The organism is Caballeronia sp. HLA56 (assembly GCF_054655155.1).
The window spans coordinates 856,923-882,471 of record NZ_BAAHOB010000002.1; the positions used below are offsets into that span (position 1 = coordinate 856,923).

The following is a 25,549-nucleotide window of genomic DNA, read 5'->3' on the forward strand; positions in this document are numbered from 1 at the left end:
TTCAGGAGATGAAAGTGCTTACGAACGAGCAAGTAGAGCAATACGCCAAGGAAGGATACGTAGTCGTCACCGACGTTTTCAGCGATGACCTCGTGGAGCGCATGCGGCGCGTCACGGATGAACTCGTCGAGCAGTCCCGCGCGCTCACGGCATCGAACGATGTATTCGATCTCGCGCCCTCGCATACCGCGCAAAAGCCGCGCGTGCGGCGCATCAAGGACCCGATCAAGGTCGATCCGGTGTTCATGGAAGCGCTCAAGCATCCCAAGCTGATCGCCGCGCTGACGAGTCTTCTAGGGCCGAATCTGCGCGTGCGCAACACCAAGCTGAACCTGAAGGAAGCGCATGTCGGCGACCCGGTTGAATGGCATCAGGACTGGGCGTTTTACCCGCACACGAATCAGGACGTGCTCGCTGTCGGCGTGATGCTCGACGATTGCGAACTGGAAAACGGCCCGCTGCTGATCATTCCGGATAGCCACAAGAGCGAGATTCATAGTCATCACACGGACGGCTATTTTTGCGGCGCGATGGACCCGACGACGTCCAACGTCGACTTCGGCAAGGCGGTGCCGTGCACGGGCAAGGCGGGATCGTTCTCGATTCATCATGCGCGCGCAATCCACGGTTCCGCGGAAAACACGTCGAACCGGCCGCGCCGCTTGTTGCTGTATGAGATTGCCGCCGTCGATGCCTGGCCGCTTATCGGCGGTCCCACGCAGGACAAGAGTCTCGCGGAGTTCAACGAGCGGATCATCGCGGGCGAGCCGACTATCGTGCCGCGCATGGAGAACGTTCCGGTCATCCTGCCGCTGCCGCCCGCGCCGAAGCAAGGCTCGATCTACGAGAACCAGACATCGCTCAAGAATCGCTTCTTCGCCACGACAGCTGAGGCGATGTAGCGCGGCGTCGGAAAGGAAACCGCATGCAGCAACTCAAGGTGTATCAGTCGCTATGGGCCATGGAACGACGCCGCCCGGACGGACATGAGTGGCCGCTCGACGAGCAGTTGCGCATGATCCGCGATGCCGGCTTCGACGGCGTGGGCGTGCGCTTCTTCGATTACGCGTATGCGAGCCGCGTCACGCACACGCTGAAGGAATACGGCATGACGTGGCAGGCGCAGTGTTATCCGCAAACCGTGGATGACCTGAAGCCGATCATCGAGCACGTGCAGGCGCTCGGTGCCGATCACATCAATCTTCAGCCGGACGTGCGGCCGTACTCGATCGAGGAGTGCATTCCGCTCATCGAAGGATGGCGCCGGCTTGCGCACGATGCGGGCATCGCGGTTCATATCGAAACGCATCGCGACCGCATGACGACGGATTTGCTATTCACGCTGCGTCTGCTCGATTGCTTTCCTGACCTGCGTCTGACCGGCGACATCTCGCATTACCTCGTGGGCCGCGAGTTCGCGTGGCCGGTATCGGATGACAACCATCGGCTCATGCATCGCATTCTGGACAACTGCTGGGGCTTTCATGGACGCGTGGCAAGCCGCGAGCAGATACAGGTGCAGATCAGCTTTGCGCATCACAAGGAATGGCTCGATCTATTCCTCGGCTGGTGGGAATACGGTTTTCGCAGCTGGCGAAAGCGTGCTGGAAGCGATGCCGTGCTCACGTTTCTCTGCGAACTCGGCCCGAAGGAATACGCAATGACCGATAGAAATGGCTACGAGTTATCGGATCGTTGGGAAGAAGCGCAATTGCTCAAGGGCCTGGTCGCGGACATGTGGACACGGCTCGAAAGAGAGGAAGCAACGCCGGTATAAGCAAAAGCTTGAACGAAGGAAAGCGATGAAGTGCGTCATGCCCGAACGCATCGAGGACAGCAGAGAAACCCGCCCCAATCACAAGCAGCCGAAGAAGTCTCGAAGACACGAGACGAAGGAGACAAGCGATGAAGGATGCAGCCCTCGAGAGAGCCGAGTCATCGGGTTCAGCTCGCTGGATCAGGATCACGCTCGTGATCTTTCTCATGTACACCATTTCTTATTTCGACCGGACCAACATCGGCCTCGCGCTGCCGTTGATCCGGCGCGATCTCGGCATGGATGCGACCCACGCCGGCCTTGTCGGCGGCATCTTTTTCTGGGGCTACGTCATCACTTTTCTGGCGGGCGGATGGCTCGTGTCGCGCTTCGGCGCACGCAAGGTCGTGCTCGTGTGTCTCATCTGCTGGGGCGCGGCGGCGATGGCCACCGGGCTCGTGCGAACGATGAACGAGTTGATGGCGGTGCGGCTCGTGCTCGGTGTGGCGGAAGGGCCGGTGTGGGCGTCCGCTTCGAGTCTCACGGCGTCGTGGTTCACGCGCCGCGAACGGGGCAAGGCTTTCGGCTTCTGGACTGTCAGTTCGCCGCTCGGCGCGCTGCTTGCCGGACCGATCTCGGGCTTTCTGCTCGCGCATCACGACTGGCGCGCGATGATGATCATCGAAGGCTTGCCCGCGTGGATTTGGGCAGTCGTCTGGTGGTCAAGCATTCCGAAGAACATCACGGCCGCCAAGTGGCTCACGAACGAGCAGAAGGCCGGACTCTCGCGCGTGCTCGCCGACGAGCAAGCCGAATTCGTGGATGTCTCATCGCAATCGGGCATCCGTCGTGTCCTGGGGCTGAAGGCGACGTGGTTCCTCGGATTCGGCTTCGCGATGATCAACCTCGTGGTTTATGGCTTCATGCTGTGGCTGCCGAGTTCGATTGCCGCGGCGGCGCCGAACCTGGGGTCGGTGGAAGTCGGCTTGCTTTCGGCGTGCCCGTGGGCGGCGTGCATCGTCGGCATTCTGGTGGCGACGCGCAGTTCGGATGCGCGTCAGGAGCGGCGGCTGCATGCGGGCGTGCCGATCATCCTTGCGAGTGTGTTGTTGCTCGCGGCTGCCAACGTGCCGGCGACATCGCTCGTGTTGAGAATGTCGTTGTTCACCGCCATGGGCTTCTTCCTCGAAATGTTCCTTCCGCTCATCTTCACGTACGTGACCGAGCTTTTGTCGGCCGCCGATGCGATCGTCGCGACTGCCGTCATCGGTGCGTTCGGCAATCTCGTAGGGGGTTTCGTCGGGCCCACGCTCGTCGGAATGCTCGCGGGGAAGGGCAGTGACTTTCAGTATCCGTTCTCGGTCCTGGCGTGTTTCGGGGCGCTCGGCGGCGTGCTGATACTTTGCGCGCGGCCGCATCGAGAGGTTGCTGCGGAGGTGCTTGCTACGAGATAAAGAGTTGGGTGATGCACGTTCATGCACGTTTACATTCTTGTTCGTGCACGTTATGCTGCGCGCATGAACCCCGATCTCCCACTCGCCCGTCGCGACGAACTGGCCAGCCGTCTGTCTTCCGGCCAGTCGCTCGTCGCCGCTAATCTCGCCGTCGAATTCGCCGTATCGGAAGACGCCATCCGCCGCGATCTTCGGGCGCTGGCGTCCGAAGGCAAATGCCGTCGCGTCTATGGCGGCGCGCTGCCGGTATTGCCGGCTGCGCTTCCCATGGCGGCGCGCATCGACATGGACGCCGACCGCAAGCGCATCCTCGCGCAAACGGCCGCGTCCCTCATTCAGCCGGGCCAGTTCCTGTTCCTCGACAGCGGCAGCACCAACCTCGCGCTTGCGAACATCCTGCCTGCGGAATTCGAGCTCACGGTGGTCACGAACTCCGTCGATATCGCTGCTGCGGTGTTGCGACGAACGGACCTGCAACTCGTCATGACCGGCGGCTTGGTCGATCAACACGTAGGCGGCAGCGTCGATCCCACTTCGGTGGAGTTCGTCAGGCGCATGAGCTTCGATATGTGCTTCATCGGCGCGTGCGCGGTATCGACGTCACGCGGCATCAGCGCATTCGGCTTGAGCGACGCTGCGTTCAAACGCGCGGTCGTCGCTGCAAGCGCGCAGAAGGTCGTGCTCGCCACGACCGCGAAACTTCATGCGCGCGCACCTTATAGCGTGGCGAACATGAAGGAAATCGACTTCCTTATCATTGAGGAAGATGCACCGGGTGATGTTCTCGCGGCGCTGTCGAAGTCCGGCCCGACGGTGATGACCGCGGTGGAAAAATCATGAGCGAGGCCAATCTGGGGGTGTCGTCCAATCGCTCCGGTACGCGTCTTGCCACACGTCTTGCGTTTCTCGTGGCCGGCTTCAGCATTGCGTCGTGGGCGCCTCTCGTGCCGTTCACGAAGAGCAGGCTCGGTGTCGACGACACCACGCTCGGCCTGCTGCTTTTGTGCATCGGCTTAGGCTCGGTGCTGGCGATGCTTCTCGCGGGCATGCTCACCGCGCGCTACGGCAGCAAGCCGGTGATCGTGGCGGGAGGCGTGGGTCTCGTCCTGACCTTGCCGTTTCTCACGGTCGTCAATACGCCGGCTGAATTAGGCATAGCGCTTTTTTTGTTCGGTGCATCGCTAGGCTCGCTCGAAGTGGCAATGAACGTTCATGCCGTCGAAGTCGAACGTGACGCGGGACGGCCGCTCATGTCGGGGTTCCATGCCCTGTTCAGCGTAGGTGGGTTCGCCGGATCGAGTCTCATGACGTTCCTGCTGTCGATGCATGTCGGCACGCTGGCGGGCACCCTCCTTTGCTCGGCACTCGTGCTCGGAACGTTGGTCCTCGCAACGCCCAGACTTCTGCCTTATGCAAAGAGCGAAGGCGGGCCTATCTTTGCCGTGCCGCGCGGCATCGTGCTGTTGCTCGCCATTCTCGCTGCCATCACGTTCCTCGCCGAGGGCGCGGTGCTCGACTGGAGCGCGCTGCTCGTCTCGGACACGGGTCTCGTCGGCAAGAACGAAGCGGGGCTCGGATACGTCCTCTTTTCGATTGCAATGACAGGCGGGCGTTTATGCGGCGATGCCGTCATCAAGCGGCTCGGCGAGCGCGCGGTCATGTTCTGGGGCGGCGTGCTGACCATCGTCGGGTTCGTGCTTCTGCTCACGGTTCCCATCGCCTTCGTTGCGCTGGGCGGCTTCGTGCTGGTGGGGCTTGGAGCATCGAACACGGTCCCGATTCTTTATCGTCGAAGCGGAACGCAGCGGCTCATGCCACCCGCGCTTGCGGTAGCCGCGGTGACGATAGTGGGTTACGCCGGGATTCTGTCAGGGCCTGCGGGAATCGGTTTCATAGCGGGACAAGTGGGCCTTCCCGGCGCCTTCTGGGTCGTCGTCGTTTTGCTGTGTCTCGTGCCGTTATGCGCGCGGACCGTGACGGCCAAGCAAAGCGACGCTCGATGAAGATGCAGCCAGCTATCGTGGCTGCATCCCGACGAGCGCTCGAACCAATCAGAACCGATGCCGCAGCCCAACCGTTCCGACCACCTGGTTGGCCGTGGACGAAGCGCCGCCCGAGGTATTGATGAAGGCCACGTATTGCGCGCCGATTGCGTGCTGATACATCGCTTCGGCGTACACGTCCGTGCGCTTGGAGAACGAGTAGATGGCTTGCAGATTGACCTGGTTGTATTTCGGATCGTCGCCGAAAGTGCGGCTGTTGGCGGCGTGGCCGTCGGTATAAGTATCGGCTATACCGAGACTGATCGCGGGCGTCAGCGCATACTTCGCGTTCACTTCGTAGTTATAGAAGCTCATCGCGCCGTTCACCGAGTTGAACGATGTCGTGCCTTGATAGACGCTGCGCGTGAACACGAAGCCGATGAGCGCCGGACCGTACGCATAGTTCGCGCCAGCGCCGAGCACCCATTCGCGCGATGCGCCGACCACGAAGCCGCCGGTGCCATTGGCGGTCGATTCGGCGACATCGATGGCACCGGCCGTGTTCGCGCCGTTCGAGCCATTGATCTGCAGATAGCCGACCGCGACGTTGAACGGTCCGTAGCTGTAACTGCCGCCCGCGCTGTAGGCGCGATTCATCGAAAAGTCCGTGCTGTTGGAGAACGCGTACAGTGCTCCGAACTTGAGTCCGGCGTACGAACTGCTCATGTACTTGACCGCGTTGCTCATGCGGACCGAGTGATTGAGGTTGTCGTTATCGAACGGATGGGCGAAGCCCGTGTCGCCGAACGAGCCTGCGGTTGCGGACAGCGGCGCGACGAAATCGACGAGCGAATCGTACTGGCGTCCCAGCGTCAGCGCGCCATAGTCGCTCGATGCAAGGCCCACATATGCCTGACGGCCGAACTCGCGTCCGTTCTGGCCCAGGCGGCCGGTCTGCAGGTTGAAGCCGTTCTCGAGCACGAAGATGGCCTTCAATCCGCCGCCGAGATCTTCCGAGCCACGCAGTCCCCAGCGGCTGCCGTTGATATTGCCGCTCGTGGCCTGCCAAAGCGAGCCTTGCGAGCCCCCTTTGGCGACGTTATTCGTGTACATCAGGCCGGCATCGATCAAGCCGTACAGCGTGACCGAGCTCTGCGCCCGTGCGTTAGCGCCGATCAACAGCAATGGCAGCATCCATGCGATTCGCGTTTTTTTCATGCCTGCACTCCGGACGAGTTGACGGGGACTCTGTCGAGAGGTTAGCGACCGAATCGTCAAATGCAAAATAGCCGCTTGAACACATGATGAAGATGTTGCGATATCGCCGATTCGGCTCGCGGTCGAGCGCGCTGTCGTAATGACGAAATATTGGCGGACTATCGTTTTCGCGCGTTTCGGGCAAACGCGGGTACAAGCGCATTTACCGCATTCATCAGATGTACGGATTGGCGAAAGCCGTTGCAGAGCGCCCCAGAAAGAAGGATTGTCACCGGCAAAGCGACAAGCCGCACCAGTGCGATACGCTCGAGCATGTACGCAGCTTCAATGCCCGACCATCTTGCCGAAGTCATTGTCGAGCCGCGCCAGCGAACTCGCGATATGCGCGCGATTGCTCTTGATCCACTTGTCCTGCTCGGCGATACGCGCATTCGCATCTTTCAGCATGCGCGTCATTTCCGAAGGCTGCGGGCCGCCCACGGTCGCGCGATCGTTCACGATCGCCACCGGGTCCAGCGTCGAGCGGAACTCGGCTTCGCTCATCGGAAAATCGCCGGCGTAGGGCGTGCCTTCGACCGTTTGCCTGTAGATGCGCTGCGCATCGGCGTAAGGAAAGTCGAGCGGCTTGATGTCCTTCTGCCGCGCATATTCCACCACGTTCGACGCAAAATGATGGCCGACCCGGAACGGCAGTTTGTACTTGCGCATGAGGACATCGGCCACTTCCTGCGATGCCGTCCAGTCGCTATTAAGCTCTTCGAGTGCGCGGTTCGGGTCGATGACGAGCGAGTTCAGCACCTCGTCGAAGCCCTTGAGCGCTGCAATGCCGCTTTCGACCATCTCGTTGTTGGCCTTCACGTCCTTCGGATCGCTCATGCCCGGCGGCAGGTTATGCGCTTGCATCACGACGCCTTCCGCCTGCGAGATTGCCGTCGATGCGTCCGAGCGCGTGCGAATCAAAAGCCCCGGGTTACGCTTTTGCGGCATGGCGCTCGATACGTACGTATTGGCGCCGCCTTCCTGCAAGAGAATCCAAGGGCGCGACTCGGCGTATTGCGTCATCACGTCCTGAATGAAGGCGCCGGTATGCAGCGCCACGCTCGTGACGACCGCACCAGCCTCCACGGGTTCATCGACGGAAGAAATCTGCGACGCGTCGTACGCGTTGTCGACGAGCGCATTGAAGCCGAGATACTGCGCCATGCGCTCGCGATCCAGCGGCCAACTCGTACCGTTCAGCACTGTCGTTCCCATCGACGAACGGTCCACGCGCTTGTATGTCTCGCGAATTCGCTGCGCATCGCGGTCGAGGCCGGCGGCGAAGCCTAGCAAGTAATGGCCATAGCTGTTGGACTGCGCGGCCACGCCGTTCGTGTAGTTCGGCACGACCACGCTCTTGTATTTGTCGGCGAGGCGCACGATGGTGGCGGTCGTGGTGTTGAGCTGATCGGCGAGATTGAGCAGGTCGTCGCGCAGGATCGCGGAACGGTAAGTCGCGTGCATGTCCTGACTGGAGCGTCCGGCGTGCAGTAGCGTGATGTCTTCGCCCGCTGCCTTGATCAGAAGCGGCTCGAAGGTAATGACGGTTCGCGGTCGCTTCGCGCCGGGCTGGTCGCCATCGGCGATGACCTTGGCGACGCCAGCGGCCAGGCGCGGCGCCATCGATTTGTCGAGCAAGCCTTCGCTCGTGTTGATGACGACGGTCGCCTTGTTGATCTCGCCGAGCCAGAAGAATTCATCGTGAGGTGGAACCTGCTGCGCAAACGCCGGCAACACGGCAAACATGGCAAACACGACAGCAGCAATCGATGCGCGTCCAAGCAATCTCATGGTAGGAATTCGCGGATTGGAAAGTCGCGATTATAGGAGCGCAACCGCTTTGTTTGCTGGGTGCCCGGCCTGGACGGATTTGTTCTGCCTTCCCCGAGCGCCCAATTCACGCGTCATACCAATCCGTCAGTCAACTGCATCGACTTCGCCAGCGCGAGCGCCGTGTCGCCGTCGATAACGAGCCCCTTGACGATGCCACTGCGCAGCAACGCAATCGTCGCGCGTACTTTTTCCAGACCGCCCGTCAGAAGCACGACATTGCGACCGCGTAATTCGTCCGTGGCGATGGCGACCGTTCGTTCGCTGAGCGGATGCTTGATCTCGCGGCCGTCGATATCGAACAGCTTGCCGAGCGAATCGCAGACGGCGCCGCTTTCCTGAATATTGCGCAGCTCGTCCGCCGTCATGATGTCCTGTGTCCGCAGCACCGACGTTTCCTCGAGTTCGCCCACGCTGATGAGATAAAGATCGGCGTTCTGCGCGAGATGCATTGCGTCCTGCACGATGCGCTGCTCGAAAAAGACCTTCCGGTCCGCCACCGAATTGGCGATGAACGGAACGGGCAAAAAGTGCACCTCGCCGCCGGTCCGCGCCGCGAAGAACTGCACGACTTCGAACGGGTTCGATGTCGAGTTCCGCTTGAGCGACCCGAGCAGCGAGACGAATCGCGCCTGCGGATTGCGCACGCCCGCAAGCTGCGTCGCCACTTGTTCTATCGTGCGTCCCCAGCTCACGCCCACGGTAATGGGCCCGTCCAGCAGCTTGCCCTTCAGAAAGCTCGCGCCCGCCGCGCCGACCGCGCGCCGGCTGATGGCCGCGCGAATGCGATCCGCTTTGGGATCGGCGGGCCCGTCGGCGAATCCCAAGGTCGGCGTGGCAATGCAGAAGTCGAGGCCGAAGCAACGCGCAATGGCCTGTTCGACTTCGATATCGCGCGCGGATTCGTGATTGATCGTCACGTTGATGAGCCCGCGATCGCGCGCCTCGGACAGCAGGCGATTGACGCGGCTGCGATGCAGACCGAGCCGCGAGGCCGTCTGCTCCTGATTCAAACCACCGACGTAATACAGCCACGCAGCGCGGACGATCAGCGCGTCGTCGGACTCGTGCGCAAGGTTCAGCTCCAGCATTTAGGTGTTTCCCCTCTGTTTATGCACACCATCTTGACAAAGCCCACCCCGAAAATCAAACTCATCACAAATGTCGCGCATGACGACAAATGTGCAAAACGATAGTTGGAGAGACGGAGACAGCATGAGCCACGTAATCGGCGTCGATGGTGGAACGGAAAGCATTCGTGCACGCGTGTTCGATTTGACCGGCTCCTGTCTTGGATCGGCCGCGCAGCCGTACGCCACGCAGTTTTCGGCGGGCGCGCGCGCCGAGCAGAATCCGGAAGACTGGTGGAATGCCATGGGCACGGCGGTTCGGCAGGCCGTGAAGGAAGCGGGTATCGCGCCCGCCGACATCGATGCCATGGCGCTTGCCACCACGAGTTGCAGCGTCGTCGCGCTCGACGCGCAAGGCGCGGCGCTGCGTCCGGCCATCATCTGGATGGATGTACGCGCCGAAGCCGAAGCCGCCGACGTGCTCGCCACCGGCGATCCGGCGCTCGTCGTCAACGGCGCGGGCGAAGGTCCGGTATCGGCGGAATGGATGATCCCGAAAGCATTGTGGATCGCGCGTCACGAGCCCGAGATATACGAGCGTGCGGCGACCATCTGCGAGTATCAGGACTTCATGAACTTGCGGCTCACGGGCCGGCGTTGCGCGAGCCTCGATAACGCGTCGATCCGCTGGCATTACTCGACCGAGCGCGGAGGTTACGCGAAGAGTCTGCTCGCGGCGCTGAAGCTCGATTCGCTGCTCGACAAGTGGCCCGACGCCGTTATTGCGCCAGGCGAAGTGGTCGGCACGTTGAGCGCGCGTGCCGCCGAACATTTGCAGTTGCCGCAGGGCGTCAAGGTCGTGCAAGGCGGCGCGGATGCGCTCATCGGCATGATCGGAATCGGTGTTGCGAAGCCGGGACAAGTGGCGCTCATCACCGGGTCGTCGCATCTGATGTTCGGCGTCTCCGACCGCTCGGCCGCCGCCAAGGGCCTATGGGGCACGTATGCCGATGCCGTCTATCCCGGCCGGCACATCATCGAAGGCGGACAGACATCGACGGGCTCCATCGTCAACTGGTTGCGGCGGCTCGCGGGCGGCAATCTCGATCTCAAGGCGCTCAACGACGAAGCCCGCGAGATCGCGCCGGGCTGCGACGGTCTGCTCGCGCTAGATCATTTTCAGGGCAACCGCACACCTCATGTCGATGCGCTCTCGCGCGGCGCCTTCGTCGGACTGACGCTCGCGCACGGCATGCCGCATCTGTTTCGCGCGACCATCGAAGGCATCTGCTTCGGCTCGCGCCTGATCTTCGAGCGCATGGCGCAGGCGGGCTTTCCCGCGAGTGAAATCGCCATCGGCGGTGGCGTGGTCGCGTCCGACCTGTGGCTGCAACTCCATGCCGATATCGCGGGCTTGCCGGTGAGCGTGCCCAAGGCGAGCGAAGCGCCGTCGCTCGGCGCGGCCATTCTTGCCGCGACGGGCGTCGGCCATTTCGGCTCCATCGACGAAGGTATTTCGGCCATGGTGAAAGCGGGCCGCCGCATTGAACCGAGAGCAGCGGAAGCCGCCCGCTACGACGAGATTTACGAACGGTATCAGAAGCTTTATCCGGCCCTGCGCGGCTTTAGCGAGCGACCTTCCGCGTAAGCGAGGCCTGCCGAAGCCCGCACGCCGAGATACCGGTCCGCGCATTCATCGAGAACCCTCCAATTAGAGTCGAAACCATGCTTTCGCAATCCAAGCCTCCATTGCTAGACCTTTATCGCACGATGCGCCGCATCAGAACCTTCGAGGAACATGTCGCCGAGCTGTATGCGCGCGAGCTGTCGGCGGGGTCGATGCTGCATCTGTCCATCGGCGAAGAGGGCGCGGCGGCGGGTGTCGTCGGCGCGTTGCAGCCGCAGGACAGCTTCACGACGCACCATCGCGGCCACGGCATCTTTCTCGCGCGCGGCGCCGAGCCCAACCGGATGATGGCGGAAATCGGCGGCAAGGCTTCCGGGTACTGCCGTGGAAAGGGCGGCTCGATGCATATCGCCGACATGGCGTTGGGTCACCTCGGCGCGAATGCGATCGTCGGCGGCGGCATCTCGCATGTGGTCGGCGCGGGCCTGAGCTACAAGCTCCTGAAGAAAGACGCGATATCGGTGGCGTTCTTCGGCGATGGCGCCATGCAGCAAGGCATTCTCTACGAGAGCATGAACATGGCGGCGCTGTGGGACCTGCCGGTGCTTTTCGTGTGCATCAACAATCAATATGGCATGGGCACGCGGATCGACAAGGCGACACGCTCCACCGCCTTCGACAAGCGCGCCGAGGCGTTCGGCCTGCGCACCGGCATGGTGGATGGCGAGGATGTCGAAGCCGTGCTCGACGTGGCGGAGGACCTGGTCTCGGGCGCGCGCGCTGGCAAGCCCGGCTTCATGGCGATCTCGTGCTTCCGCTTCTTCGGTCATGGCCGCATGGACAAGAGTCCGTACCGCACGCCCGATGAAGAAGAAGTGGGACGCAAGCGCGACCCGATCGTCCGTGCGCGCGGCACGCTGATCGAGCGCCACGCGGTGACCGCCGCCGAGATCGACGCACTCGATGCCGAGATCAGCCGCGAGATGAGCGACGCGATCGACTTCACCGCGAACTCCGCCGCGCCCGCGCTCGACACCATGTTCGAGGATGTCTACGGCGTCGGCGAGCCGCAACCGGAATCCGTTCGCTCGCGTCTGGAACGCGTGCTGGCAAGGAGCTGATATGTCCAGTCTGACCAGAATCACTTACCGCGACGCGCTGCGCCAGGCGTTGCGCGACGCCATGCAGGCCGATGACACCGTCGTCGTGATTGGCGAGGAAGTCGGCGTGTACGGCGGCGCGTATGGCGTCACGAAAGACCTCATCAAGGAATTCGGTACCGCGCGTTTGATCGATACGCCGATCAGCGAGCCCGCCATCGTCGGTGCGGCGGTCGGCGCGGCGATGACCGGCCTGCGACCGGTCGCGGAACTGATGTACGTGGACTTTCTCGGCATGACGATGGATCAGGTCGGCAATCAGGCCGCGAAAATCCGCTATATGTTCGGCGGACAGATCGGCGTGCCGATGGTCTTGCGCACGCAAGGCGGCACGGGCCGGTCGGCGGGCGCGCAGCATTCGCAGAGTCTCGAAGCGCTCGCCATGCACACGCCCGGCTTGCGCCTTGCCATGCCCGCCACGGCTTCCGATGCCTACCATCTGTTGCGTCACAGCCTAACCTTGCCGGACCCCGTCGTGTTCATCGAGCACAAGGCGCTCTATGCACGCAAGGAAGACGCGGACCTGACCACGCCCATCGCGCCATGGGGCAAGGCAGCGGTGCGGCGCAACGGCAAGGACGTCACGCTCGTCACCTATTCGCGCATGGTGTATGTCGCGCTCGAAGCCGCCGAGGCGCTGGCGCGCAATGGCGTCGATGTCGAAGTGATCGACTTGCGCACGCTCAATCCGCTCGATATGGAAACCGTGGTGGCGTCGGTGAATCGCACGGGGCGCGCGGTCGTCGTCACCGAGTCGGCTTCGACGTGCGGCGTCGCCTCCGAGATTGCGGCGCGTATCTCGGAGGAGTGCTTCGACTTCCTCGAGGATCCGGTGCTCAGGCTCGCGGGCGAAGACGTGCCGATCTCGGTGTCGCCCGCGCTCGAAAGCGCGAGTATTCCGACGGCGCAGCTCATCGTCGACATGATCTCGAACATGGTGCCGGCATGAGCAAGTCCCTGTTGCTGCCGCGCCTGGGCGAAACGATGGAGCAGGGGCGCGTGGTCGAGTGGTTCAAGAAGCCGGGCGAGTCTTTCACGCGCGGCGAGACGCTCGTCGAAATCGAAACGGACAAGACGGTCGTGGAGATGCCCGCGCTCGCCGATGGCGTGTTGCGCAAGATCGTCGCCGAGGTGGGCGAGGACGTCGATGTTGGCGGCATGCTCGGCGAATACGACGTGATCGGCGAAGAGAGCAGCGCCGTGCCCGAGGAGGCCGCCGCCGCCGCGCCTGCCGTTGCCGCTGCTCCTGCGCCTGAAATGCGTTCGCAGGCAGCGAGCACCCGCCAGGACGTCACGACCGGCTTGCGCGCCACGCCCGCCGCACGACGCGTGGCGCGGCAAGGCGGTATCGCGCTCGACGACATCGCCGGAACGGGACGACGCGGGCGCATAGAACGCCACGATGTCGAAGCGCGCGTGAACGGCACGGGTTGCGTCGGCGACGCAAATCAGGCGCGCGAAGTCTCGGCAGAAGGCGTGCTCTATCGCAATCTGCCGCGCGGTCGCGTGGCGTATCGCGAATGGCGCGCGCCGAACGCGAGCGGCGCCCCGCTCGTGCTGCTGCACGGTTTCTCCGGCGACGCGCAAGTATGGTCCGCGCTCGCAAGCCAGTTGCAGCGGCGTGGCAAGCACGTCATCGCACCGGACTTGCCTTCTCACGGCGCCACCGATTTCGACAGCGCCGACGTGGATGGCATGGCTGCCGCGATCGTCGCGCTGATCGAGGATCTAGGGCTCGGCGGCATCGAACTCGCCGGGCATTCGCTGGGTGCGGCGGTCGCCACGAAAGTCGCAACGGCGCTCAAGTCGAAAGTGCGGCGCCTGACCTTGATCGCGCCCGCCGGATTCGGCACGGAGATCGACGACGACTTCATCGACGGCATGGCGCACGTGCAAAAAGGCGGCGGGCTCATGCATCTGCTGCGCCGCTCCGCGCTCAATCCGCCGCTTCTGTCCGCGCAACAACTCGATCAGATGGCGGGCGCCATCAGCAAGCGCGGCGCGCTGGCGGCGCTCGCGGGCAATCTCGTCAGCAGCGGGCGTCAGCAGATCGATATCCGCTCCGAACTGTCCGCGCTCGACGCGCCTTCCCGCGTGATCTGGGGGCTCGACGATCAGATCATCCCATGGCAGCACGCGAGCCGCGCAGGGCCGGACATTCCCGTGCACTTCATCCCCCAGGCGGGTCACATGCCGCATTGGGATCAACCGCAGAAGGTGGCGGCGCTCTTCATATAACACGCAGTCGAATAGAACAGGAGACAAACATGGAAGACAGCAACAGCCAGGAACCGGAGTTCTCGCGCCGCCGTCTGCTCGGCATGGCGGCCGCCGTCGGCGGTACGCAGTTCGCCCAGATGCTGTTCGGGGCGACGAGCGCCCACGCGCAAACGCCGGCATCGTCGCCGCAAGGCGGCAAGCCGCTGAAGATCGCGGTGGTGGCGCAGCAGATGTCCGCGCAATCCGACCAGCGCTCGTGGAACGGCCTGCAGCAGTGGCTCAAGAAGTCGGGTCTCGACAAGACCTGGCAGATCAAGCAGACCGATGCAAAGGGCGATCCGGGTCAGCTCGTGAGCCAGATCGAGGATGCGATCACCGCGAAGTCCGATGCCATTCTCGTGCTGTACGGCACGTTGACCGCGGCGAAGAGCGCGCTCGATCACCTCACGGCATCGAAGATTCCGTTCTTCAGTCTCGACTCGGGATGGCAGGCGCCCGCCATTGCGGACATCACCAGCAACAACTACGCAATGAGCGCGCAGACCTCGCAGTTCATGATCGATACGTTATTGGCCCAGGGCAAGACCAAGGCCAACATGTGCGCGATCATCGCGAACTTTCACCACGGTACGCGCAAGCGCGGCAAGGTGATGAAGACGGCCCTCACGGAAAACGAATGGATTTCGCTCAAGAACGAACGCGTGATCCAGTATTCCGGTTTCTACGAGGCGACGCAGAACACCGTCAACGACTGGCTCACGACCTACGGCAAGGATCTCGATGTGATCTGGTGCCCGTGGGACGAACCGGCCATGGCGGCGGCAGAAGTCGTCATGTCGCGCGGCATGCAGGACAAGATCATGGTGATCGGCCACGACGGGCATCCGACGGCACTCGACCGCATGCGCAAGCCGAACTATCCGTTGATCTGCACGACGGCGCAGGCCTTTGAAGTCTGGGGCGCCTACACCGGCTGGCTCATCAACGAGATCGTGGCGAAGGGTGGCGACGCGAAGAAGCTCGTGCCGGTTCCAACCGTTGAATTTCCCGCGCCTCTCTTGGTGCGCGGCGTGAATATTCCCGGGCCGAACGAGCCGACCTATAACGCGAAAGATCTGTACTACATCTATCGCGACCGCGCCGTGGCCGGCATGTGATGGGCGGCGGGCCGGCCGCGCGTATTTACGCCGGCCCGCCGTGTCAGGAGACAGACACATGAATGACAATCTGGCGAAGGGAACCCCTCGCCTGAGCGCTCGTGGCGTGGAAAAGAGCTTCCACGGCAATCCGGCGCTGCGCGGCGTCGATCTCGACTTGTGGGGCGGCGAAATGCTCGCGCTCGTCGGCGCGAACGGCGCGGGCAAATCCACGCTGGTCAAGATCATTTGCGGCGCGCAGCAAGCCGATGCAGGCACGCTCTCTATCGACGGCAAGCCGGTCTCGATGAAGAGCGTCGGCGACGCGCTCGCCTCGGGCATCGCGGTGGCGCATCAGCAGATCGCGGTCATCTCGACGCTGACCGCCGCCGAGAACATCATGCTCGGACGCGAACCGTTGAGCGGCGGCCTGATCCGCTCGCGCGCCTTGCGAGTCGAAGCGAGCCGCTTCGCGCAGCGCTTTGGCATCGATATCGATCTCGACCGGGAATGCGGCGATCTCACGCTCGGCGAGAACAAGATTCTCGACATCCTGAAGGCGCTGGTGAGCGAGCCCGCCATTCTGATTCTCGATGAACCGACCGCCTCGCTCACGCTCAACGAAAGCCGCAAGCTCTTCAGCTTTCTGCGCGATCTCAAGTCGCACGGCTTGTCGATTCTTTTCATCTCGCATCACCTGAACGAGATTTTCGAGCAGTGCGATCGCGTGGCCGTGCTCAAGGACGGCGCAAAAGTGCACGATGGCCTCGTCGCCGAAACGACGTTGCAAGAAGTGGTGCATCTGATGGTCGGACGCAGGATCGAGGATCAGAACTGGTCGTCTTCCGCGTCTCGCGACACTGTCACGACGCGCATTCAAGACGCGCGCATCGGCAATCTCGATGTGCCCGATCTCGTCGTGCATGCGGGCGAGATCGTCGGCATTGCAGGCGTGATGGGCGGCGGGCAGACCGGCGTGCTGGAAGCGCTCGCGGGATCGATGAGCGCGAAGGTCACGGGCGAATGCATCGTCAATGGCAAACGCGGATTGCCGCGCGATGTCGCCGATGCAATCGGCCGTGGCGTGTACCTGGTCGCCGATGAGCGCTTGCGCAAGGCGCTCTTTCCGGGATTGACCGTCGAAGAGAATCTGATGACCGGCACGCTCGAACAAACGAGCCGCGGCGGCTTCATGCAGCACACGCTCATGCGCGGGCTCGCGCACGACACCGTGAAGCAACTGGGTATCAAGTGCAGCGGCATCGGGCAGGACGTGCTTCAGCTATCCGGCGGCAATCAGCAGAAGGTCGCGTTCGGCCGCTGGCTGATTCGCATGGGCCGAAGTCACGCGGCGAAGCATCCGCTGCTGCTGCTCGACAATCCGACCGAAGGCGTGGATGTCGGCAGCAAGGCGGAAATCTATGCGCTGATTCACGAACTGGTCAAGGCGGGCGCGAGCGTGCTGATTGCGAGCGCCGAGTTCGAGGAAATGCTCAAGCTATGCGACCGCATTTACTGCATCGCCGATGGCGTGGTGGGCGAATGTCTCGACCGCACCGAATTTTCCGAAGCAAGACTCTTGCTCGAGGTGAACTGAAATGAAAGGACAGACCTTGGCCGCCAAAAGATCCGAAGACCCCGCCGCTCACGCGCCACGCAGCTTCGACTTCAGTCATCTCGCGAGCCGCTGGGGCACGGTCGCGGCGGCGGTGATCATTTTCATCGCGTTCGCGCTCGGCACCGACCGCTTCGTGTCGATCGACAACATCAGCAACGTGCTCGTGCAGATCTCCGTGCTGATGGTCATCTCGTCGGGGTTGACCGTGGCAGTGGCGAGCGGCGAATTCGACTTGTCTATCGGTCAGGCAGCGAGTCTCGCGGGCGTACTCGTCGCCGGCATGCTCGTGCTGGCGCACTTGCCAGTGCCGCTTGCCATTGCGGTGGCAATCGTATCGGGCGTCGTGATCGGGCTCGTCAACGGCCTGCTCGTGACCATGCTGCGCATTCCCTCGCTGATCGCGACGCTCGCGATGGGACCCATCGCGCTCGGCGTCAATTACGCGTACACCGGCGGCGATTCGATCTATGCGCAGATGCCCGACAGCTTCTACGCCATTGCCAAGGGCACGGTGTTCGGCGTGATCCCGATGCCTATCGTGATTGCGCTCGTTACCGTGTTCGTCTTTTACGTGCTGCTCAATCGAACGCGGCTCGGGCGCAGCGTCATCGCGACGGGCGCGAACATTCAGGCGGCGCGTCTGTCGGGCATCAAGGTGAACCGCGCGCGTGTCACGGCGCTCGTGCTGTCGGCGGCGGGCGCGGCGCTCGGCGGCGTGATGCTGACCGCGCGACTCGGCACGGGTCAATCCGGTGCGGGCGATGCTTACCTCATGGACAGCCTCACCGCCGTGTTCCTCGGCATGACCGCATTCAAGCCGGGACGCGCGACCATTCAGGGCACGCTGGTCGGCGTCGTCATCATCGGCATGCTGGATAACGGCCTGAATCTGATCGGCGCGCCGTTCTATTTGCAGAACATCGTGCGCGGCATCGTGATGATCGCGGCTGTCGGGCTGGCGGTCTTACGCGGCGAGATTCGCTTCTTCCGCTAATCGCCTCACGTGCACGAATACCTCACGAAACAAGGAGTCGGACATCATCATGAGCAAAGCATCGAATGGACGGGTGGCGCTGGTGACGGGCGCGAGCAGGGGCATTGGCCGGGCGCTCGCGTTGGGACTGGCCGACGATGGCTTCGATGTCGTCGTCAACGATATCGAACGGCAGCGCGATGCGCTCGAAGGCGTGGCAAAAGAGATTCGCGGCAAGTCGCGGCGCGCGTTCGCGCTCTATGCCGATGTCAGCGACAAACAGCAGGTAACGGACATGATCGCGGCGGCCGTCGCTCAGGCGGGTCAGGTCGACGCCGTCGTCAATAACGCGGGCATTCTGATCGCACGGTCGGTGGATGAACTCGCCGAGCACGAATGGGACGCGGTGCTCGACGTCAACGCGAAAGGCACGTTCCTCGTGACGCAAGCCTTGTTGCCGCACATGAAGGCGCGCGGGTACGGACGCATCGTGAATATCGCGTCGATTGGCGGCAAGCATGGCGCGCCGCTGCAAGCGCATTACTCGGCATCGAAGGCGGCGGTCATGGGCTTCACGCGCGTGCTCGCGCAGGAGATCGGCCCGTTCGGCATCACGGCTAACGCGGTGTGTCCGGGCATCATCGTGACGGACATGGGGCGCACGAATCTCGAGGACCCTGCAATCGCGAAGCAGTGGGTCGACAAGACCGCGCTCGCGCGGCTCGGACAACCCGAAGACGTGGCCGGGCCGGTGTGCTTCTTTGCCTCCGATGCCTCCGCTTTCGTGACCGGACAATCGCTCAACGTGTGCGGCGGGATCGTGCTGAGTTGACTCGTTTCTCAAGGCAGATTCCATGTATCTCGACAAACTCACACTCGATGGCAAGCGCGCGGTCGTAACGGGCGCGGCGCGCGGCATCGGCCAGGCGACAGCCGAAGCGCTGGCCGAAGCAGGCGCCGAAGTCGTGCTCACCGATCTCGATCCCGCCGCGCTCGCTGCCGCCGTCGATGCTTTGAACACGAAGGGCTTCGCGGCTCACGGCGTGCCCTTCGACGTGACCGATCCGGCCGCGCCGCAGCGCATTCACGATGACATTGCCGCGCGTATCGGCGCGATCGACATTCTCGTCAACAACGCGGGCATCGCCATCTCAAACGAGCCGGCGGAGACGATGTCGGATGAGGTGTGGAACAAGGTCCTCGACGTGAATCTGAATGGCTTGTTTCGCTGTTGCCGCGCGTTCGGTAGATCGATGCTCGAACGCGGCAGCGGGGCAATCGTGAACGTCGGTTCGATGGCGGGGTTCATCGCGACGCGACCGCAGGAGCAGGCGAACTACAACGCGTCGAAGGCGGCGGTGCATCATCTGACGCGCTCGCTCGCGGTGGAATGGGCATCGCGCGGTGTGCGGGTCAACGCGGTTGCGCCGACGTATATCGATACCGATCTCGTCAGGAAGGTATCGATGGACCCGAACTTGCGACAGTATTGGGTAGGCGGCACACCGATGGGCCGCCTCGGACGCGTGGACGAAATCGCGTCCGTCATTCTGTTCCTTGCCAGCGACGCCGCGAGTTTGATGACTGGGTCCATCGTCGTGGCGGACGGCGGTTATCTTTGCTGGTGAGATGCGGTCGCTGTCTTCAGGTAACGCGCTGGCGCATCAAGCCTTGGCAATGCGCGCGGCGTGGATTTTCAAGGTCAATCCTGCGCCGCGAACTGCATCATGCGCTGCCTCAAGTCTTCCGGCAGCGCGACCGAAGTCTGATCGTCGAACGAAAACAGCACGACGGTCTGCTCGATTTTCGCGCGCAACTCATCTTCGACCGCAGCTTCAAGACTGAGTTTGATCGAACTTCTGCCCAGATCGCGGACGTTCAGAGAGCAACGAAGCGTCTGTCCATGCTTGCTCGGCGCGACGAAATCCGCCTGAATATGCACCGTGGGAATGCCGAGTCTTTGCGTGCCGATGAAATGTGCGTAATCCACGCCCAGTCCGTCATTGAACCAGTCCTCGAGCACCTCATGGAACAGGACGAAGTATTGCGGATAGAACACGATGCCGGCAGGATCGCAGTGCTGAAACCGCACGAGCTTGTCGCAATGAAAGGTCCTGTCTGTCGTCATGTCGCGGCTCCGGTCGAAAGTAGATGTCGGCGACATCATCACATGAGAGAAAAACTGGAGCTATCCTCGGCAATGCGGATCGCTTCATCGAACGATGCAGCCGTCGCCACGTGCCGATGGTTCACACTCACGAGCCAGCCCTCCGAGGCAAGGCACCAGCGAATCTTTCCGCTGTCCATCAGCGCCGAAAACCAGCGCCACAGGGAAGCGTCGTCCGCATTGGCGCACGCGGCCGCCAGCGCGCGCGTTTCGCGAAGTTGCTGAACGTCGATCATCGACGTCGCTTTCTTGGTCATGGTCGTGCTAGCGGTTGGCATGAGAGAGCACCTCGTCGATCACAAGCTGGTTGCCGAGCGAATTCTCGAGCGTAAATGAAAGCGGTTCGCCCGGCCGAAGCACCGCCGCGCCGAAGTTTTCGACCATCGACTGATACTGATCGACATCGCCGAACTCGATAGTCTCCGCTTTGCCCGTTCCATCCAGACGGATATGAACCTTCGCGTCGCCGTATACGCCGGGGTTGAACGGCGCATCGAGCGAGAGCCAGCCTTTCGATCCATGAAAGATCATATGCTGGCGGCGCGCGAGTTGAGTGCCGCAGTAAAAGTGTAGATCGAAGCCAGAAAACGTGAGGTCGCAGACCGCGAGCTTGTCGGTGCCGTAACGCGGATCGATGGTGATGTCCGCGCCGATCGCAAGCGGCTCGAGACCAGTCGCCATGCGCGTGGTGACGACCGGATAGACGCCGATATCACGCACACCGCCGCCGCCCAATGCGAGATCGTTTTTGAGTGCATGGGGATCGTCGTTGAAATACGTAAAGGAGCCTTCCACGAGCCGCAGTTCGCCAAGTGTCCCGCGCGCGATGCACTCCTGCACAAACGCCCATTGCGGATGGTGCGCCACCATGAACGCCTCGCCACAGACGAGACCCGTCGAATCGCGCAGCGCGATCAACTCCCGAACTTGCGAAGCCGTCATGGCGATGGGCTTTTCGCACAGCACATGCTTGCCGGCGAGAAGCGCTTTTTTGCACCACTCGAAGTGACTCGCCGTTGGCAGCGGAATGTAGATGGCATCGACCTGATCGCTGGCGAGAACTTCGTCGTAACTTGCATATGCGTGTGCGATGTCGTGTCGTGCAGCGAAAGCGGCCGCGCGCTCGCGATCGCGTGCCGCCACGCACACCACGCGGCCATTGGACGACCGCTGAATGGCGGGCACCACGAACTTGTCGGCGATTTTCGCGGCGCCGAGCACGCCCCAACGAACTGTCTCTTGCATGATGATTGTCCTTCGCAGTCAGCACACTGTTTGCAGGCGATCCGCGCAGATGCGCAGCACTTCGTCCGGATCGCGCCGCCACCAGTTTTCTTTCGAGAAAATCTCGACTTCGACGAGTCCGTCATATCCGGCTTGCTCGACGTCACTGCGCACGGCCGCCAGGTCGATGCTGCCATCGCCCATCATGCCGCGATCGAGCAACAGATCGCGTGTCTCGCGCAACCAGTCGCATACATGAAACGCGAGCAGGCGATCGTCTTGTCCGGCCCGCGCGATCGATGCCTGAAGCGCCGGGTCCCACCAACAGTGATAGACATCGACGGCAACGCCGAGAAAGCCGCCATGTCCGGGATCGACCTGAGCGCAGATATCGAGCGCCTGCGCGAGCGTGTTGAGCACGGCGCGATCCGCCGCGTACATCGGATGAAGCGGTTCGAGCGCGAGCGGCACGCCGCACTCGCGCGCCGTATTCAGCAATTCGGCGATGCCTTCGATCACCTGTGCGCGCACGCCATTCAGATCGCGACTGCCCTCGGGCAAACCACCGACGACCATCACGAAGCAGCGTGCGCCGAGTGTCGCGGCATCGCGCAGGGCTGCCTTGTTCGCTTCGATATTCGCCTTGAATTGCGCGCGATTCGCCGCCGGCAGATATGTCGAACGGCAATAGCCCGTGACGCTCAACCCGAGCGCCCTGATCTGCTGCGCGATGTCGGCGACGTTCGCGTTCTCCACCTCGTGACGCCACGGCGCGATGCCGCCAAATCCCGCTGCGGCGATGCGGTCGATCGTGACGCTCAACGCCTCGCGATGGCCAAGCGTCGCGGTGTTGATCGAGCACAGATCGAGTCTTCCCTGCAGGTTTCTCATGTTGATCTCGTGTGATGTCGAAGACGATCCGCCGCGATTACTCGGCGCAACCGAGCGCTGCCATGACCTTCCGCACTCGGCCGATGGCGTCGTCGGGATTGCGCAGCAGGCCGGCCTGATCGGCAAGACGAAAGACCTCGGCGAGATAGGCGGGCGGACGCATGCCGTGGTGGCCGCCAAGCATGAAGAAGTGGTCCTGAAAGCCGTTCAGATACGCGAGGAATACGACGCCCGTCTTGTAATACTGCGTCGGCGCACGAAAGATATGGCGTGACAGCGGCACGGTCGGCGCGAGCAGCGTGTGGAATGTATGGAGGTCGTCGTTGGCGAGCGCGGCGAGCGCCTGCGAAGCGGCTGGGGCAATCGCATCGAAGATGCCGAGCAGCGCATGCGAGAAGCCTCGTTCATCGCCCGCAATCAGACTTGGATAATTGAAGTCGTCGCCGGTGTACATCTTCACCTTGGGCGGCAACTGACGCCGGAAGGAAATTTCCTTGGCGTCGTCGAGCAGGGAAATCTTGATGCCATCGACATGATCGACGCTGTCGCCGATCACATCGAGGCACACTTGCGCCGCGCGCTCATACGACGATTCGCCCCAGTAGCCGGCGAGTTCCGGATCGAACATCTCGCCGAGCCAGTGCAGAATCACGGGCTCGTTACACATGGCGAGCACTTCGCGATAGACGCGCCGATAGTCGTCGCTCGAGCGCGCGACTCGCGCGAGCGCGCGGCTTGCCATGAGGATGACGCGTCCGCCGACGCGCTGCACGGCTTCGAGTTGCTCGGCGTAGGCGCGAATGACCTGATCGCAGTTGGTGATCGAACCGGGCGAGACGTGATCGGTGCCGCAGCCCGATGCGATCGACGCGCCGGGAATATCGCGCGTGCCTTCCATGGTACGCGTGATGAGTTCGAGGGCGCTGTTCCACGTCAGACCCATGCCGCGTTGCGCGGTGTCCATTGCTTCGGCAATGCCGAGACCTTGCTTGATGAGATAGCGCCGATAGTCGAGCGTGCGTTCCCAGTCGATGGCGGGTGGCGCGTTCAGTTCACCCGCGCGCAGCGGATCGGCCACGACATGCGCCGCCGAATACGCGATGCGATTGAACGGCCGCGCGGGCGTACGCACATCGAGCGGTGTGCCTTGCAGACGGTAGCTTTCTATCGTGCCGAGCGAGGTCGGCAGCTTGAGCGTTGAGTTCATATGCGGTTCAGTATTTGTTGACGAGTAAGCCGCCATCGACACGGATGGCCTGTCCGACGCTGTATGGCAAGCCGCCGGTCGCGAGCGAGCGCACGGCCGTCGCCACTTCCCGCGGCGTGCCCCAGCGTTTTATGGCGGTGAGCCCTTGCTCCATTTGCGCGTCGTAGCGCGCGCGGGAAGGCGCTGTCATCTCGGTCTCGATCAGGCCGGGCTGCACTTCGTAGACGGCGATTCCGTGTTCGGCCAGGCGCAGCGAAAACAGCGTCGTGGCCATAGACGATCCCGCCTTCGACACGCAATATTCGCCGCGCAAGGGCGACGCCGCGACCGCATTCGACGAGGTGATCGTGATGACGCTCGGATGCGCCGCCATCCTCTTGCGTATGCGAGACAGAAAGTGCCGCGCAAAAGCCTGCGTGAGAAAGAACGTGCCGCGTGTGTTGATGGCCATGCACCGGTCGAAGCTCTCGGGCGTTACATCGAGCAGATCGCCGCGCGACATGACCGACACGCCCGCGTTGTTCACGAGGCAATCTATAGGAGCGTCGAGCCGCGTTTCGATATCGTTCAGCGTGGCGTGATGCGAGGCGATATCCGCTAGATCGGATACGACGGCAATGGCACGCGCGCCGGTTTCTTCGACATCGGCGACGGCTCGATCGAGTTCGTCGGAAGCCACGGCGTCGGTCAGCGCGATATCGAAGCCCGCGCGGCCCAGTTCGACGGAAATCGCATGGCCGATGCCGCGCCGGCTGCCCGTGACGAGCGCAACGGGACGCGCGCTCATAACGATGCTCCGTTCGCGATCAGATCGCGCGCAATGATCGTGCGCTGAATCTGGTTCGTGCCTTCGTAGATCTGCGTGATCTTCGCGTCGCGATAAAGCCGCTCCACTTCGTAGCCGCGAATGTAGCCGCTGCCGCCGAATATCTGCACGGCGTTGGCGCTGTGCTTGACGGCCGTGTCGCCCGCGAAGCACTTGGCCATCGAGCAGGCGATGCTCGCGCGCTCGCCGGATTCGAGGCGCGCGGCGGCATCGTGCACGAGCAGGCGCGCGGCCTGAATGTCCTTCGCCATGTCGGCGAGCATCCACTGAATGCCCTGGAATTCGGCGATATGCGTGCCGAACTGCTTGCGTGTCTGCGCGTATTCGAGCGCCGCTTCGAGACCCGCCTGCGCAATGCCGACCGCGAGCGCGGCGATGCCCACGCGGCCCTTGTCGAGCGCGCTCATCATCATGTGAAAGCCGCGTCCTTCTTGTCCGAGGAGCGCGTCTTCGGCAAGCTTCACGCGGTCGAAATGAAGCTCGCCCACCTGCGATGCGCGCTGTCCCATCTTGTGTTCCTTCGGCCCCTTCGATACGCCCGCCAAGTGGCAATCGACGATAAAGATGCTCATGCCGCGCTTGCCCGCAGCCGGGTCGGTACGCGCGAGCACGAAGGCGAGGTCGGCGACGGGCGCGTTATGAATCCACAGTTTCGCGCCGCTGAGTTCCCAGCCGTCGGCGGTGCGCGTGGCCGTGGTGCGGATGCCGGAAACGTCCGTTCCCGCGTCGGATTCGGTAATGCAGTAGGCCGGACGCAACTCGGCGCGCAGCAAAGACTCCAGGTACTTCGCACGTTGCGCGTCGCTGCCATGCGCGCTCAACAACGTGCCGACGAGTTCGAGCAGGCCGCATTGATCCGCCACCGACGCATAGCCGCGCGACAACTCTTCCATCACGAGCGCGTAAGCCGTGACATCCATTCCCGCGCCGCCGAACTGCTCCGGCACGGTGATGCCGAAGAGTCCCAGTTCGCCCATCTGCTTGTAGATCTCCGCTGGAAAACGCTCTTCGCGATCCAGTTCCTCGGCCAGCGGCCGGATGACTTCCTGCGCAAACCGCCGCGTCGTGTCGCGAATTTGCTCGTGCGTTTCCGAGAGTCTCATGTTGTCTCCATGCCTATCGTCAGATCAGATATTTGCGGCAGGACTTGC

24 protein-coding genes are annotated in these 25,549 nt (G+C 62.7%); 14 read left to right on the plus strand and 10 right to left on the minus strand.

Annotation, left to right across the window (positions count from 1 at the left end; genetic code table 11):
* The first annotated feature begins 14 nt into the window (after positions 1-14).
* From ACYQ47_RS10260 to ACYQ47_RS10280, 5 genes are all read left to right on the plus strand, one after another.
* Entirely contained in the window at positions 15-902 is an 888-nt protein-coding gene (locus ACYQ47_RS10260) for a phytanoyl-CoA dioxygenase family protein (protein WP_459905314.1), read from the plus strand.
* Between the two features lie 23 nt (positions 903-925).
* Positions 926-1,777 (plus strand): sugar phosphate isomerase/epimerase family protein, encoded by an 852-nt coding sequence (locus tag ACYQ47_RS10265; protein WP_250469702.1) that lies wholly within the window; start codon positions 926-928, stop codon positions 1,775-1,777.
* 77 nt (positions 1,778-1,854) lie between these two features.
* Entirely contained in the window at positions 1,855-3,210 is a 1,356-nt protein-coding gene (locus ACYQ47_RS10270; RefSeq protein ID WP_255784903.1) for an MFS transporter, read from the plus strand.
* Between the two features lie 21 nt (positions 3,211-3,231).
* Positions 3,232-4,050 carry a DeoR/GlpR family DNA-binding transcription regulator gene (locus tag ACYQ47_RS10275; protein ID WP_250494650.1) on the plus strand — a complete coding sequence of 273 codons (819 nt, stop codon included), beginning with the start codon at positions 3,232-3,234 and terminating at the stop codon, positions 4,048-4,050.
* 17 nt (positions 4,051-4,067) lie between these two features.
* Complete coding sequence (locus ACYQ47_RS10280) at positions 4,068-5,213, plus strand: MFS transporter (RefSeq protein ID WP_459905489.1); 1,146 nt, start codon at positions 4,068-4,070, stop codon at positions 5,211-5,213.
* A 48-nt stretch (positions 5,214-5,261) separates the two neighbouring features.
* On the opposite strand, the gene ACYQ47_RS10285 is transcribed toward ACYQ47_RS10280, so the two are convergent.
* From ACYQ47_RS10285 to ACYQ47_RS10295, 3 genes are all read right to left on the minus strand, one after another.
* Positions 5,262-6,410 (minus strand): porin, encoded by a 1,149-nt coding sequence (locus tag ACYQ47_RS10285; RefSeq protein WP_250527733.1) that lies wholly within the window; start codon positions 6,408-6,410, stop codon positions 5,262-5,264.
* A gap of 324 nt (positions 6,411-6,734) precedes the next feature.
* Positions 6,735-8,240 (minus strand): argininosuccinate lyase, encoded by a 1,506-nt coding sequence (locus ACYQ47_RS10290; protein ID WP_459905315.1) that lies wholly within the window; start codon positions 8,238-8,240, stop codon positions 6,735-6,737.
* Between the two features lie 113 nt (positions 8,241-8,353).
* On the minus strand, positions 8,354-9,370 hold the full coding sequence (locus tag ACYQ47_RS10295) for a sugar-binding transcriptional regulator (protein ID WP_459905316.1): 1,017 nt from the start codon (positions 9,368-9,370) through the stop codon (positions 8,354-8,356).
* A gap of 124 nt (positions 9,371-9,494) precedes the next feature.
* Here ACYQ47_RS10295 and ACYQ47_RS10300 point away from each other — a divergent pair, with 124 nt between their 5' ends.
* The 9 genes from ACYQ47_RS10300 to ACYQ47_RS10340 all read left to right on the plus strand — a co-directional run bounded on the left by ACYQ47_RS10300 (position 9,495) and on the right by ACYQ47_RS10340 (position 19,711).
* A complete protein-coding gene (locus ACYQ47_RS10300) occupies positions 9,495-10,997 on the plus strand; it encodes an FGGY-family carbohydrate kinase (RefSeq protein WP_459905317.1) in 1,503 nt (500 codons plus the stop codon).
* A 77-nt stretch (positions 10,998-11,074) separates the two neighbouring features.
* Positions 11,075-12,097, plus strand: a complete 1,023-nt coding sequence (locus tag ACYQ47_RS10305; protein WP_244830572.1) for a thiamine pyrophosphate-dependent dehydrogenase E1 component subunit alpha — start codon at positions 11,075-11,077, stop codon at positions 12,095-12,097.
* 1 nt (position 12,098) lies between these two features.
* Complete coding sequence (locus ACYQ47_RS10310; RefSeq protein ID WP_250469707.1) at positions 12,099-13,085, plus strand: alpha-ketoacid dehydrogenase subunit beta; 987 nt, start codon at positions 12,099-12,101, stop codon at positions 13,083-13,085.
* Positions 13,082-14,374, plus strand: coding sequence for an acetoin dehydrogenase dihydrolipoyllysine-residue acetyltransferase subunit (locus ACYQ47_RS10315; RefSeq protein WP_459905318.1), 1,293 nt, complete (start codon positions 13,082-13,084; stop codon positions 14,372-14,374). Before ACYQ47_RS10310 ends, ACYQ47_RS10315 begins: the two co-directional genes overlap by 4 nt.
* Positions 14,375-14,403: 29 nt before the next feature.
* Complete coding sequence (locus ACYQ47_RS10320) at positions 14,404-15,513, plus strand: sugar ABC transporter substrate-binding protein (RefSeq protein ID WP_244830568.1); 1,110 nt, start codon at positions 14,404-14,406, stop codon at positions 15,511-15,513.
* 58 nt (positions 15,514-15,571) lie between these two features.
* Complete coding sequence (locus tag ACYQ47_RS10325; RefSeq protein ID WP_250527739.1) at positions 15,572-17,089, plus strand: sugar ABC transporter ATP-binding protein; 1,518 nt, start codon at positions 15,572-15,574, stop codon at positions 17,087-17,089.
* Between the two features lie 16 nt (positions 17,090-17,105).
* Positions 17,106-18,104, plus strand: a complete 999-nt coding sequence (locus ACYQ47_RS10330; protein ID WP_244830564.1) for an ABC transporter permease — start codon at positions 17,106-17,108, stop codon at positions 18,102-18,104.
* A 49-nt stretch (positions 18,105-18,153) separates the two neighbouring features.
* Positions 18,154-18,915 carry an SDR family NAD(P)-dependent oxidoreductase gene (locus ACYQ47_RS10335; protein WP_459905319.1) on the plus strand — a complete coding sequence of 254 codons (762 nt, stop codon included), beginning with the start codon at positions 18,154-18,156 and terminating at the stop codon, positions 18,913-18,915.
* Positions 18,916-18,937: 22 nt separating this feature from the next.
* A complete protein-coding gene (locus ACYQ47_RS10340) occupies positions 18,938-19,711 on the plus strand; it encodes an SDR family NAD(P)-dependent oxidoreductase (protein ID WP_459905320.1) in 774 nt (257 codons plus the stop codon).
* Between the two features lie 74 nt (positions 19,712-19,785).
* Here the strand turns inward: ACYQ47_RS10340 and ACYQ47_RS10345 are convergent, their stop codons facing one another.
* From ACYQ47_RS10345 to ACYQ47_RS10375, 7 genes are read right to left on the minus strand one after another with little or no spacing between them, the layout of a single operon-like run.
* Complete coding sequence (locus ACYQ47_RS10345) at positions 19,786-20,211, minus strand: acyl-CoA thioesterase (RefSeq protein ID WP_459905321.1); 426 nt, start codon at positions 20,209-20,211, stop codon at positions 19,786-19,788.
* Positions 20,212-20,249: 38 nt separating this feature from the next.
* Entirely contained in the window at positions 20,250-20,528 is a 279-nt protein-coding gene (locus tag ACYQ47_RS10350; protein ID WP_459905322.1) for a hypothetical protein, read from the minus strand.
* Positions 20,515-21,495, minus strand: coding sequence for a Gfo/Idh/MocA family protein (locus ACYQ47_RS10355; protein WP_310392118.1), 981 nt, complete (start codon positions 21,493-21,495; stop codon positions 20,515-20,517). The genes ACYQ47_RS10350 and ACYQ47_RS10355 overlap by 14 nt, the downstream gene beginning before the upstream one ends.
* Before the next feature lie 18 nt (positions 21,496-21,513).
* Positions 21,514-22,365 (minus strand): sugar phosphate isomerase/epimerase family protein, encoded by an 852-nt coding sequence (locus tag ACYQ47_RS10360; RefSeq protein WP_310392120.1) that lies wholly within the window; start codon positions 22,363-22,365, stop codon positions 21,514-21,516.
* Positions 22,366-22,402: 37 nt separating this feature from the next.
* Positions 22,403-23,572 (minus strand): dihydrodipicolinate synthase family protein, encoded by a 1,170-nt coding sequence (locus ACYQ47_RS10365; protein WP_310392122.1) that lies wholly within the window; start codon positions 23,570-23,572, stop codon positions 22,403-22,405.
* A 7-nt stretch (positions 23,573-23,579) separates the two neighbouring features.
* Positions 23,580-24,359: a 3-ketoacyl-ACP reductase gene (locus ACYQ47_RS10370; protein ID WP_310392124.1), complete on the minus strand. Its 780-nt coding sequence runs from the start codon at positions 24,357-24,359 to the stop codon at positions 23,580-23,582.
* A complete protein-coding gene (locus ACYQ47_RS10375; protein ID WP_244830549.1) occupies positions 24,356-25,501 on the minus strand; it encodes an acyl-CoA dehydrogenase family protein in 1,146 nt (381 codons plus the stop codon). Before ACYQ47_RS10375 ends, ACYQ47_RS10370 begins: the two co-directional genes overlap by 4 nt.
* Between the last annotated feature and the right edge of the window lie 48 nt (positions 25,502-25,549).

Excerpts from the sequence above, each read along its gene's own strand:
- ACYQ47_RS10355 (WP_310392118.1), bottom strand. The coding sequence starts at position 21,495 with ATGCAAGAGACAGTTCGTTGGGGCGTGCTCGGCGCCGCGAAAATCGCC.
- ACYQ47_RS10360 (WP_310392120.1), bottom strand. The coding sequence starts at position 22,365 with ATGAGAAACCTGCAGGGAAGACTCGATCTGTGCTCGATCAACACCGCG.
- ACYQ47_RS10365 (WP_310392122.1), bottom strand. The coding sequence starts at position 23,572 with ATGAACTCAACGCTCAAGCTGCCGACCTCGCTCGGCACGATAGAAAGC.
- ACYQ47_RS10375 (WP_244830549.1), bottom strand. The coding sequence starts at position 25,501 with ATGAGACTCTCGGAAACGCACGAGCAAATTCGCGACACGACGCGGCGG.
- ACYQ47_RS10285 (WP_250527733.1), bottom strand. The coding sequence starts at position 6,410 with ATGAAAAAAACGCGAATCGCATGGATGCTGCCATTGCTGTTGATCGGC.
- ACYQ47_RS10370 (WP_310392124.1), bottom strand. The coding sequence starts at position 24,359 with ATGAGCGCGCGTCCCGTTGCGCTCGTCACGGGCAGCCGGCGCGGCATC.
- ACYQ47_RS10335 (WP_459905319.1), top strand. The coding sequence starts at position 18,154 with ATGAGCAAAGCATCGAATGGACGGGTGGCGCTGGTGACGGGCGCGAGC.
- ACYQ47_RS10315 (WP_459905318.1), top strand. The coding sequence starts at position 13,082 with ATGAGCAAGTCCCTGTTGCTGCCGCGCCTGGGCGAAACGATGGAGCAG.
- ACYQ47_RS10300 (WP_459905317.1), top strand. The coding sequence starts at position 9,495 with ATGAGCCACGTAATCGGCGTCGATGGTGGAACGGAAAGCATTCGTGCA.
- ACYQ47_RS10340 (WP_459905320.1), top strand. The coding sequence starts at position 18,938 with ATGTATCTCGACAAACTCACACTCGATGGCAAGCGCGCGGTCGTAACG.
- ACYQ47_RS10350 (WP_459905322.1), bottom strand. The coding sequence starts at position 20,528 with ATGCCAACCGCTAGCACGACCATGACCAAGAAAGCGACGTCGATGATC.
- ACYQ47_RS10265 (WP_250469702.1), top strand. The coding sequence starts at position 926 with ATGCAGCAACTCAAGGTGTATCAGTCGCTATGGGCCATGGAACGACGC.
- ACYQ47_RS10325 (WP_250527739.1), top strand. The coding sequence starts at position 15,572 with ATGAATGACAATCTGGCGAAGGGAACCCCTCGCCTGAGCGCTCGTGGC.
- ACYQ47_RS10295 (WP_459905316.1), bottom strand. The coding sequence starts at position 9,370 with ATGCTGGAGCTGAACCTTGCGCACGAGTCCGACGACGCGCTGATCGTC.
- ACYQ47_RS10275 (WP_250494650.1), top strand. The coding sequence starts at position 3,232 with ATGCACGTTTACATTCTTGTTCGTGCACGTTATGCTGCGCGCATGAAC.
- ACYQ47_RS10320 (WP_244830568.1), top strand. The coding sequence starts at position 14,404 with ATGGAAGACAGCAACAGCCAGGAACCGGAGTTCTCGCGCCGCCGTCTG.
- ACYQ47_RS10345 (WP_459905321.1), bottom strand. The coding sequence starts at position 20,211 with ATGACGACAGACAGGACCTTTCATTGCGACAAGCTCGTGCGGTTTCAG.
- ACYQ47_RS10310 (WP_250469707.1), top strand. The coding sequence starts at position 12,099 with ATGTCCAGTCTGACCAGAATCACTTACCGCGACGCGCTGCGCCAGGCG.
- ACYQ47_RS10305 (WP_244830572.1), top strand. The coding sequence starts at position 11,075 with ATGCTTTCGCAATCCAAGCCTCCATTGCTAGACCTTTATCGCACGATG.
- ACYQ47_RS10290 (WP_459905315.1), bottom strand. The coding sequence starts at position 8,240 with ATGAGATTGCTTGGACGCGCATCGATTGCTGCTGTCGTGTTTGCCATG.